The 9,347-nt window shown below is 75.8% G+C and carries 8 protein-coding genes; 2 read left to right on the forward strand and 6 right to left on the reverse strand.

Annotation, left to right across the window (positions count from 1 at the left end):
• On the reverse strand, positions 1-1,599 hold a 1,599-nt coding region (locus tag PAI11_RS23155), incomplete at its 3' end, for an MFS transporter (RefSeq protein WP_050897376.1).
• A 122-nt stretch (positions 1,600-1,721) separates the two neighbouring features.
• Between PAI11_RS23155 and PAI11_RS23160 the strand changes: the two genes are divergently transcribed.
• Complete coding sequence (locus tag PAI11_RS23160; protein ID WP_007579404.1) at positions 1,722-2,393, forward strand: helix-turn-helix transcriptional regulator; 672 nt, start codon at positions 1,722-1,724, stop codon at positions 2,391-2,393.
• A gap of 9 nt (positions 2,394-2,402) precedes the next feature.
• On the opposite strand, the gene PAI11_RS27665 is transcribed toward PAI11_RS23160, so the two are convergent.
• The 5 genes from PAI11_RS27665 to PAI11_RS23185 form a co-directional block, all read right to left on the reverse strand.
• Entirely contained in the window at positions 2,403-3,386 is a 984-nt protein-coding gene (locus PAI11_RS27665; protein WP_007579405.1) for a hypothetical protein, read from the reverse strand.
• On the reverse strand, positions 3,383-5,095 hold the full coding sequence (locus PAI11_RS25135) for a calcium-binding protein (protein WP_138974517.1): 1,713 nt from the start codon (positions 5,093-5,095) through the stop codon (positions 3,383-3,385). Before PAI11_RS25135 ends, PAI11_RS27665 begins: the two co-directional genes overlap by 4 nt.
• Positions 5,096-5,233: 138 nt before the next feature.
• Positions 5,234-7,267, reverse strand: a complete 2,034-nt coding sequence (locus PAI11_RS23175; RefSeq protein ID WP_138974518.1) for a hypothetical protein — start codon at positions 7,265-7,267, stop codon at positions 5,234-5,236.
• 160 nt (positions 7,268-7,427) lie between these two features.
• Complete coding sequence (locus tag PAI11_RS23180) at positions 7,428-7,976, reverse strand: universal stress protein (protein ID WP_007579409.1); 549 nt, start codon at positions 7,974-7,976, stop codon at positions 7,428-7,430.
• 109 nt (positions 7,977-8,085) lie between these two features.
• Complete coding sequence (locus tag PAI11_RS23185) at positions 8,086-8,451, reverse strand: cupin domain-containing protein (RefSeq protein WP_007579411.1); 366 nt, start codon at positions 8,449-8,451, stop codon at positions 8,086-8,088.
• A gap of 148 nt (positions 8,452-8,599) precedes the next feature.
• Between PAI11_RS23185 and PAI11_RS23190 the strand changes: the two genes are divergently transcribed.
• The coding region (locus tag PAI11_RS23190) for an RNA polymerase sigma factor (protein WP_040601501.1) at positions 8,600-9,347 on the forward strand (748 nt) is incomplete at its 3' end.

Consider the following 9,347-nt stretch of genomic DNA (forward strand, 5'->3'; position numbering starts at 1 on the left):
GCTGCCGCCCGGCCCGCCCGCCATCGCCGCCACCGCGCCGCCGCCCGGACCACCGGCCGCGGCGGGCGCCCCGCCCGCGTGCGACACCACGAAGTCCTGCCCGCGCACCAGCAGCGCCGCCCCCAGCGCCCCGACCAGGGCGATGATCGCGGTGATCACGAACAGCGTGTTGAGGCCGCTGGTGAACGCGCCGTGGGCGACCTGGCGCAGGTGCTCGACCTGGGCCGGGTCGGCGGCCGCCGTCGGGATCGCCCCGAGCGCCCGCTCGGTCTGGCCGGCGGTCACCGCGGCGGCCAGCTGGTCGGCGTGGGCGGCGGCCGGCGTGCCCGCCGTCCCCTGCACGATCAGCTCGTGGACGCGGTGCTGGAAGACCGCGCCGAGCGCCGCGATCCCGGACGCGATCCCGACCTGGCGGAAGGTCGAGTTGATCCCCGAGGCCATTCCGCTGCGGCGCGGCTCGACGACGCCGATCGCGGTCGAGGCCAGCGGCGGGTTGACCAGGCCGCTGCCGATGCCCGCGACGATGAAGCCCACGATCAGGACGGTCCACGTGTCGCCCGGCTCGACGCCGTTCATCAGGAGCAGCCCGATGCCGACGAAGAAGAGCCCGCCGCCGAGCAGCGCGCGGACCGGGACGATCGCTGACAGCCGCCCCGCGATCGGGCCGACCAGCAGCATCAGGCCGGTGATCGGCAGGAACCGCAGGCCGGCCTCGAGCGGGCTGAAGCCGAGCACGCCGCCCTGCAGGTAGAGCGTCAGGTACAGGAAGATCGCGAACAGCGACGCCGACATGCAGAAGGCGACCATCGACGCGCCGAGGAAGGTCGGCTTGCGCAGCAGCCGCAGGTCGAAGAGCGGGTTCTCGCGTCGCAGCTGGGTGAACGCGAACAGCGCCAGCAGCACGACCGAGCCGCCGAGGCAGGCGACGATCTGGGCGCTCCCCCAGCCCTCGGCGTTGCCGCGGACGAGGCCGAAGATCAGCAGGAACAGCGCCGCGCTGAAGAGGATCGCGCCGAGCCAGTCGATCCCGGCCGGATGCGGATCGCGCGACTCGGCGACCCGCGTCAGGGTCAGGGTCGCGGCGATCGCCCCGATCGGGATGTTGACGAAGAAGATCCACTCCCAGCCGAAGGCGTCGGTCAGCACGCCGCCGGCCAGGGGCCCGACCGCGACCGCCGCTCCGGTGACGGCCCCCATCACGCCGAAGGCGACGCCCCGATCCTTGCCGTGGAACGACTGCGCGATCAGGGCCAGCGAGGTCGCGAACATCATGCCGCCGCCGAGCCCCTGGACGCCGCGCAGCAGGTTCAGCAGCAGCGGCGAGTTCGACAGCCCGCAGCCGAGCGACGCCAGGGTGAACACCAGCAGCCCGGCCACGAACACCCGGCGCCGCCCGATCAGGTCGGCCAGCGATCCGGCGACCAGCAGCGACGCCGCCAGGGTCAGCGAGTACGCGTTGACCACCCATTCGAGGTCGGAGAACGACGAGCCCAGGTCGCTGCCGATGTCGGGCAGCGCGACGTTCACGATCGTGACGTCGATCAGGAGCATGAACACGCCGAGCGCGATCGCGATCAGCGTCCACCACTTGGAGTCCACGGGAAACCTCTTCAGACGGGAAACGCTACGTAGCGTAGCGACGCGGGGCGGCCGCGTCGGCAACTGGGCGCGGCGCCGCTCATCGATGCCAATCGCCGGCTGCGACCAGGCATGATGGAGCGGTGCAGGCCCGTGACGTGATCGTCGTCGCCCGCCGCCGCGCGGGTCTGACCCAGGCGCGGCTCGCGGTCGCGCTCGGCGTCGCGGTCGAGACGCTCGCGGCCTGGGAGTCCGGTGCCGACGACCCCAGCTACCGCCAGGTGCAGGACGTCGTCGCGCTCTGCGGCTTCGATCTCCACGTCGGCCTGCCGCACGCCGACGGCGTCACCCCCGAGCGGGTCGCGGCGCAGCTGCGGCTCGCCCCCGCGGCGCGACTGGCCGGGCTGGCGGTCGGCCCGTTCGACCACCGCGAGGTGCTGCTGGCCGCCGCCGGGTCCGGCGCCCGCTTCGTCGTCATCGGCGAGGTCGCGGCCGCGCTCCACGGCTGGCCGGTCCCGCTCGCCGGCCACCGGGTCGAGCTGGTCCCCCACCCCGCCGACCACGACGCATTGCTGCTGGCGCTCGGGCAGCTGGAGCACGTCGCCCACGGCCCGGGGCGGGTCGACCTGCTGGAGACCCCTCGTGGGACGACCGGCCACGACGACCTCGCCGCCGACGCCCGCACGATCCGCCTGGACGGCTTCGACGTGGCCGTCGCGTCGCTCGTCGACCTGCTGCGGATCGACCAGGCAGGGGACGGCCACCACGTGGGCGTGCTGATCGCGACGCTCGCCGGGGTGCGCGACGAACCCTGACGACGGGCGTCAGCGCCCGACGCGCACGGTCCGCTGCGCGTCGTCCCGCGCCCCGGCGCCGTCGTGGCCGGTGATCCGGACGGTCAACCGCCTGGCGCCGGCGGCACGCCGTCGCTGGGCGGCGGTCAGCCGCACGACCAGGACCTTCCTGCCGCCCGCGGCGACCGTCACGGCTGCCAGCTTGCGGAGCGTGCGCTTGGCCACCAGGACGCGGCCGTCGATCCGGCACGAGCCGCTGGCCGCGGCCGGGCAGCGGACCTCGATCCGCAGCCGCCGGCCGGAGAGCCGGACCGCCGGCCGGTCGAGCAGCAGCGTCGGCGTCGGCGCGACCGTCTGCTGGGGACCGATCGCGAACAGCCGCGGGGTGGCAAAGCGGACGGTCGCGCTCGCCCCGGAGGGCACGTCGACCCGGGCGCTGACGACGACGCGGTAGGACCCGCCGCGGGTCAGCTGCTTCGGCGCCAGCGAGACCGGCCCGATCGCGTGCTGGGTCCCGTCGAGGACGAGCGCCTGACCGGGCATCCCGGCGACCGCCGATCCGCCCGCCGCCGGAACGATGTCGAGCCGCGCGGTCGCCGCCGACCCGGCTGCCCCGTCGAGCCGCGCCGCGTAGGAGACCCGCAGCGCGGTGGCGTCGTGGCCGTCGGCCGCGTCGTAGCGGAAGGCGTCCGACTCGAGGGTCACGGTGCCGCTGCCCGGCAGCAGCAGCGGGCCGCTGACGGTCATGCCGGAGAGCCCCGCGTCCGCCCCCGAGGTCGGCGCGGCCACCGCGGTGCCGGTGGCGCACAGCAGGATGCAACCGCCGGTGCTCAGCCGCGCCGGGCCGAGCGGGGTCAGGTAGAGCGTGTCGCCGACCGTCGTCCGGCCGTCCGCCTGCCCGAGCACGCGGATCGTGGCCGGCGCCGGGCCCGGGTCGGCCGAGGCCAGGCCCGCGGGCACCAGCACCAGCGCCAGTGCCAGCGACCCGCCGAGCCGCGTGGCCCCGGACGTCATCGGCGCACCTGCAGGACGGCGGTGCGCGAGGCCGTGCGCCCCGCGTCGTCGCGGACGGTGATCCGGACCGACAGCCGCTGCGCCCGACGCACGCGGCTCTTCTGGCCCCTGGCGGTCTTCAGCGCGATCGTCCGCGACGTCCCGGTGCGGATGGTGGTCGGCCCGCCGCTGGCGAGCGTGCGGCCGCTGCCGCGCACCTGGGCGCGGGCGCTGCAGCCGGACACGGCGGTCCGCGGGCAGGCGATCCGCAGCCGCAGGCTGCTGCCCTTGCGGCTCAGGGCGGAGCTGCCGACCTTCAGGCGCAGCGCCGCAGCCGGGGGCTTCGGCTTCGGGTCGCCGCCCGGCGGGTTGCCCGTGCCGGGGCCGGGCCCGGGACCCGGGCCCGCCGGTGGAGCGGGGATCTTGGTCGGGTCGAGCGCCAGCAGCACGTCGCGGGCGACCAGCAGCTCGATCGAGGTCGGCGTGTCGCCGGCCTTCGCGGTCGCCGCGTCGTTGCCGGCCCCGCCGTCGAGGGCGTCGGGACCGGTGCCGCTGCCGTCCAGGCGGTCGTTGCCGTCGCCGCCCCGCAGGCTGTCGGGCCCGTCCCCGGGCGCGCTGCCGGCCTGGTCGCTGGCCACCAGCAGGTCGTTGCCGGCGCCGCCGTCGATCGCGTCGCCGCCGAGCCCGCCCGCCAGGATGTCGTCGCCGGCGCCGCCGTCGATCGCGTCGTTCCCGGGACCGCCGTCGACGGCGTCGCTGACCGCGCCGGTGCGGATCGTGTCGTTGCCCTCGCCGCCGAGCACGGCGGTCGCGAGCGGGACGGTCCGCGAGTCCCAGTCGTCGTCGCCGCCGCGCAGCTGGGCCAGGATCGCCGAGATCCCGGCGGCCGGGCAGTCGACGGCGTCCAAGGCATGCTGGGTGCAGCCGGCGCCGGCCGAGATCCCGCTCGAGCTCAGGCGCAGCTGGTCGCCGACGACGGTGACGGCGACCGCGCTCGGGTCGTCGCTGCCGAAGTACTCCAGGCGGCCCGAGGCGATCGACGCGATCCCGCCGGTCGGGACGTTGCTGACGGCCCGCAGGCGGACGTCGTCCCAGTCGACCGAGGCGCCGCCGGAGGAGAAGGGCGTCTGGTAGCGGACGCTGAGCCGCAGCTTGTAGCCGGCCCCGTCCGTCAGCTGGCTCAGCTCGGACGGCGGGACCGTGCGCGGCAGCAGCGCCTGCCAGGCGCCGGACGGGCTGGCCGGCACGAGCTCGGACGCGATCAGGGTCGCCGCGACCGAGGAGTCGGCGGCCCGCAGGATCTGGACCGTGACGCTGGCGGACCCGCCGGTGCCGAGGAAGGCGCCGACGTTCGCCCGGCGAGCGATGTCGAGCGTGACGTCCTGGGCCGCGATGCCGCCGGCGCCGGCCCACTGGAACGTCGGGCTGACCCACGAGACGGTGGTGTCGCCCTGGATGGAGAGGCCGGACGCGTACTGGGTGTGCAGGTAGCCGTCGTCGTCGCGACCGCCGGGGGACAGCCAGCCGCCGGTGCCCTCGGCGCAGAGCGGCCCCGCGGGCGCGCAGCCGCCGTAGACGACCTGCGCGCTCCACCCGCCGACGCTCGTCGCCAGGTTGCGATCCGCGGCCGCGGTCGGATAGTCGCTCGACAGGACGTCGGCCGACGCCGCCGGAGCGAGCAGGAGCGCTCCCGTGATCGTCGATAGAACCGTCCGCGTCAGTCGTCGCATCAGCACCCCCAGGAGGACGGCCGGCCGCCCAACTGGACCGCGCGCGTCGCGGTGCAGCCTAGATGATCGCCCCCGGCCGGGGCGCGGGTGACCGCCGCCGTGCCGCCCGGCCCGGACGGCGACGGCGACGGCGCGCGGTCACGGGCACATCCGCGCCCCACCGCCGAGCGGGGCCGGTGCGTCGTCGGTCGTGACCAGCCGCACGCTGACCGTCCGCTCCTGGCCCTTCCTCAGCGGGAAGGAGAGCAGCGCGACCCGCCGCGTCAGCCGGCTCGTGGCCGGCCCGTCGGCCCCGGCGAGGCGCAGCCGCGCGCCCGACGGCACGGTGCAGAGCCCAACCCGGTAGCCGCCGTGGTCGGCCCGCAGCAGCAGGCCCTGGGCGCCCTTGGCCGGGACCGCGGCGCTGCGCAGGGTGCCCGGCGCGCGACCGCTCCGCACCACGCGGACGCCGGACTCGCTGCCCCAGACCGGGAACCGGACGGTCGCGATGCCGTCGCGGGCCGCGCGCACGCGGCGGGTGACGACGATCGACTGCTCGCCGAAGCGGGTCGTGACGGTGGCCGACCCGGCCGCGTTGGAGACGGTGCCGGCCGCGACCAGGCCGTTGCCGAGCACGCCGCGGAGGTCGAGCCTGCCGCCCCGGCGGACCGTGAAGGTCGTCGCGCCCCGGCGCGAGACCCGGAGCCCGGGCTGGGTGTCGAGCACCACCCGGCCGCCCCGCGAGAGGTCGAGGCCGAAGGCCGCCCGCCCGCTGCCACCGGTGCCGGAGACCGGATCGCCGGCCCCGGACAGCAGCCGCGCCAGCTCGACCCCGCCGTAGTCGTCGGTCGGGTGGCGCAGCACGATCGCCGTCGAGTAGCGGCCGCTCGACACCGCCAGCCGGCCCGCGTCCGGGTCGTAGGCGTACCACCCCGGCGGCTGCTCGGCCTGGCGCGCTCCGATCTGCAGCTGCGCCAGGCGGGCGGCGTGGGCCTCCATCCGCGAGGCGCTGAAGACCGGATCCTGGACCGGCGCCCCGTCCCGGCCCTTGACGTCCCAGAGCGCGCTGGGCAGCTTGCCGCCGTACTGCGCGGCGAGGTGCTCGTAGGTCTCGAGCCCGCGGTCGGCGATCCACGCCGTCCAGGCGGCCTGGCCGGGGACCGCGGCCAGCCGGCGGGCGGTCGCCAGGGTCAGCAGCCCCTGCTGGGCGAAGCCCCAGTAGCGGGTCAGCTGCCAGCGGCGGGTGCCGAGGCTGGTGTCCCAGTTCAGGTAGCCGGCATGGGTCCAGTCGCCGAACAGCACCCGCTGGGCCCACTTGCGCAGGATCGTCTCCTGGGCCGCGGGCAGCGGCGCCATCCCCTTCGAGATCGCCCAGTCGTAGTGGCGCAGGCCGGAGAAGACGAGGTTCTCGTACTCGGAGCTCGACAGCCGCGCCGGCCCCGAGGCGTCGGCCCGGCGCGGCGCGTAGATCATTCCCAGGCCCTTGTTCAGGTAGGGCGTGCGTCCCGCGACGATCGGCGTCTTGGCGCCCTTCGCGAAGCGCATCAGCTGCAGCCGGTAGTCCTGCAGGAACGAGGGGTTGCCCGTCACCCGGGCCGCGAAGGCGTCCATGTCGGCGTGCCAGTTGAACTGCGTCAGCAGCATCGCCGGGTAGCGGAAGAACGGCGACGCGGCCACGTCGCTGATCGTCTGCTGGATCCGCAGCGCCAGGTCGGCGGGCATCTCGACGACGTCGCGCGCCTCCCACGCTGCCGTCAGCGCCTCGGCCACCTGCGGATCGACCGCGACGTGCTGCCCGCCGCGGCGCTGGGTCGACGAGGTCCAGCCCGGGACGTGCGTCTGGCCGTTGGTGTTCGGGTCCGGCGGCTGCAGGTAGGCCGGGAAGCGGGTCAGCGCGCGCGCCAGCAGCAGCACCCGGTCGTCCTTGCGCGACGGGCCCTGGTGGCCGGCGAGCGCGGCGGTCGCGTGGGTCAGCAGCATGTTGGCGTCGAGCCGCACGTCGTCGATGCTCTGCGGCGGCAGGTAGACGCCCAGGTCGGCCCGCCACTGCGGCTCGACGTCGGCCTGCCGGCGGTCGGCGAACGCCCAGTAGTCGGCGTCGCCGAGCTGCGCTCCCGTCGTCGGCGCCGCGACCGCCGACGCGGCCGGCAGCAGCAGGGCGGCGACGACGAGCGCCGCGATCCGCGCCCTCACCGCCGTCGATCCGACCGCTGCGTCGCTCGGCACGGGCCGAACGGCGGTAGCGGGACGGGGCGAACGGGCAGGCAGGACGGAGCTGGCACCCCGCAAGCCTTCCCGATCGCCGGCGACCCCGCAACCAGGAACCGTCGGGCGACGCCGTGGACGCCGTCCGTCAGGAGCCGCGGGCGCCGGGGACGACGCCGGGGACCGGCTCGGCGGCGGGCTCCTCGCCGCGCGCCGCGGCGTGGGCCGCCGCCAGGGCCGCCTCGTGCCGGGCTCGATCCTCGTCGGTGGCGTGGACGATCAGGACCGGCACGGGGCTGTGGTGCAGGATGTGGTGGCTGACGCTGCCGAGCACCGTCGAGCGGACGGCGCCGCGCCCGCGCGAGCCCATCACGATCAGGTCGTACTTGCCGCTGCGGGCGGCGTCGAGCAGGACGTCGCGGACCGGCTCGCGCCGGAGGCAGATGGTGACCGGGACGTCCCGGGGCACCTGGCGCTCGGCGGCGCGCAGGATCGCCAGCGACTCGGCCTCGCACTCCTCGGGGTGCTGGATCGCCCCGGCGCCGGCAGCGGCGGCGGCGACCCAGGCCGACGGGCGGATCACCGCCGTCACGAGGGTCAGCCTGCCGTGCGACGCGCGGACGATGTCGACGGCCTCGGCCAGCGCCCGCTCGGCGTGGGCGGAACCGTCGGTGGCGACGAGCACGTTGAGGAACATCAGGGATCCTTGCGTAGGCCAAGCTATTGTATCGCGCGCGGGCCGCCAGGGGAACCGGATCGGCGTCCGTGGACGGCGTCGCGCGCCGCTCGGCCGGCGCTCGGGCACGTCAGCCCTCGATCAGCACCGTGTCGGCGTCGGAGTAGGGCGGTGCGCAGCAGCAGAGGATCGCCAGCTCCTCGTCGCCGTCGTTCAGCAGCTTGTGCCGCGCGCCAGGCGGGATCACGACGCAGTCGCCGACCCGCAGCGGCCGCTCCTCGCCGTCGATCCGGATCCGCCCACGGCCGCGGGTGACGTAGTAGAGCTCCTCCGAGGTGCGGTGGAAGTGCTCGGTGGTGGCGCCGCCGGCGGGCACCGTCGCCTCGGCCAGCGACTGGTTGGCGGTCGCCAGCGAGACGGGCCCGGCCAGCTCGCGGATCGTCGAGCCGTCGAGGGTCGTAAACGGCCGTGCGTCGGCGTGATTGCCCAGCAGCATGGGCGCGAACGTAGCAGCGTCTCGCGGGGCCGTCGCCGGCGGACCGTCGCCGGCGGCCCGCCGATCGGGGATGATCAGGTTGCGGCATCGCACCTGACTCCTCGGCGCGTCGCGCGTTGTCGATACGTGGGACGCGTCCGCCACCCCGATGACGACCTCGCTCGCCGCAACGCTGCGACTGCGCCGCGACCCTGCCCTCCGCTCGCGGGCGGTCCGGGGGGACTCGCAGGCGTTCGCGCTGCTCTACGAGCGGCATCATCAGGCGCTGTACCGGTACGCCCGCTCGCTCCTGCAGCACGACGAGGATGCCCGGGACGCGTTGCAGAGCGCGATGACGCGGGCGTTCGTGGCGCTGCAGGACGAGGAGCGCGACTTCGAGATCCGGCCCTGGCTGTTCCGGATCGTGCACAACGAGGCGATCTCGCTGGTCCGCCGGCGGCGGCCGACGAGCGACCTGGACGAGGCCCGGACGATCGGCCGCGACGACCTCGAGCAGACGGTCGAGACCCGCGAGCGGCTCGGGCACCTGCGCCGCGACCTGCAGGACCTGCCGGAGCGGCAGCGGGCGGCGCTGGTGCTCCGCGAGCTCAGCGGGCTCGGGCACGAGGAGATCGCCGAGGTCCTGGAGAGCTCGCCGCGGGCGGTCAAGCAGACGATCTACGAGGCCCGCTCCGCCCTCGCCGAGTTCGCGGAGGGGCGCGCGATGGAGTGCGCTGAGGTCCAGCGGCAGCTGTCCGACGGCGACGGCCGCGTGCTGCGCAGTCGCCGGACGCGCGCCCATCTGCGGTCCTGCCGAGCGTGCGGCCGGTTCCGGGCGGCGCTCGCGCAGCGGCCGGGCGACCTCGGCGCGCTCGCGCCGGCGCTGCCGCTCGCCGCGAGCGCCGGCATCCTCGCGA

The sequence above is a fragment of the Patulibacter medicamentivorans genome, assembly GCF_000240225.1.
GTDB lineage: Bacteria > Actinomycetota > Thermoleophilia > Solirubrobacterales > Solirubrobacteraceae > Patulibacter > Patulibacter medicamentivorans.

Bases quoted from the DNA above. Each gene is read 5' to 3' on its own strand.
- PAI11_RS27665 (WP_007579405.1), bottom strand. From the start codon at position 3,386: ATGACGTCCGGGGCCACGCGGCTCGGCGGGTCGCTGGCACTGGCGCTG.
- PAI11_RS25135 (WP_138974517.1), bottom strand. From the start codon at position 5,095: ATGCGACGACTGACGCGGACGGTTCTATCGACGATCACGGGAGCGCTC.
- PAI11_RS23180 (WP_007579409.1), bottom strand. From the start codon at position 7,976: ATGTTCCTCAACGTGCTCGTCGCCACCGACGGTTCCGCCCACGCCGAG.
- PAI11_RS23185 (WP_007579411.1), bottom strand. From the start codon at position 8,451: ATGCTGCTGGGCAATCACGCCGACGCACGGCCGTTTACGACCCTCGAC.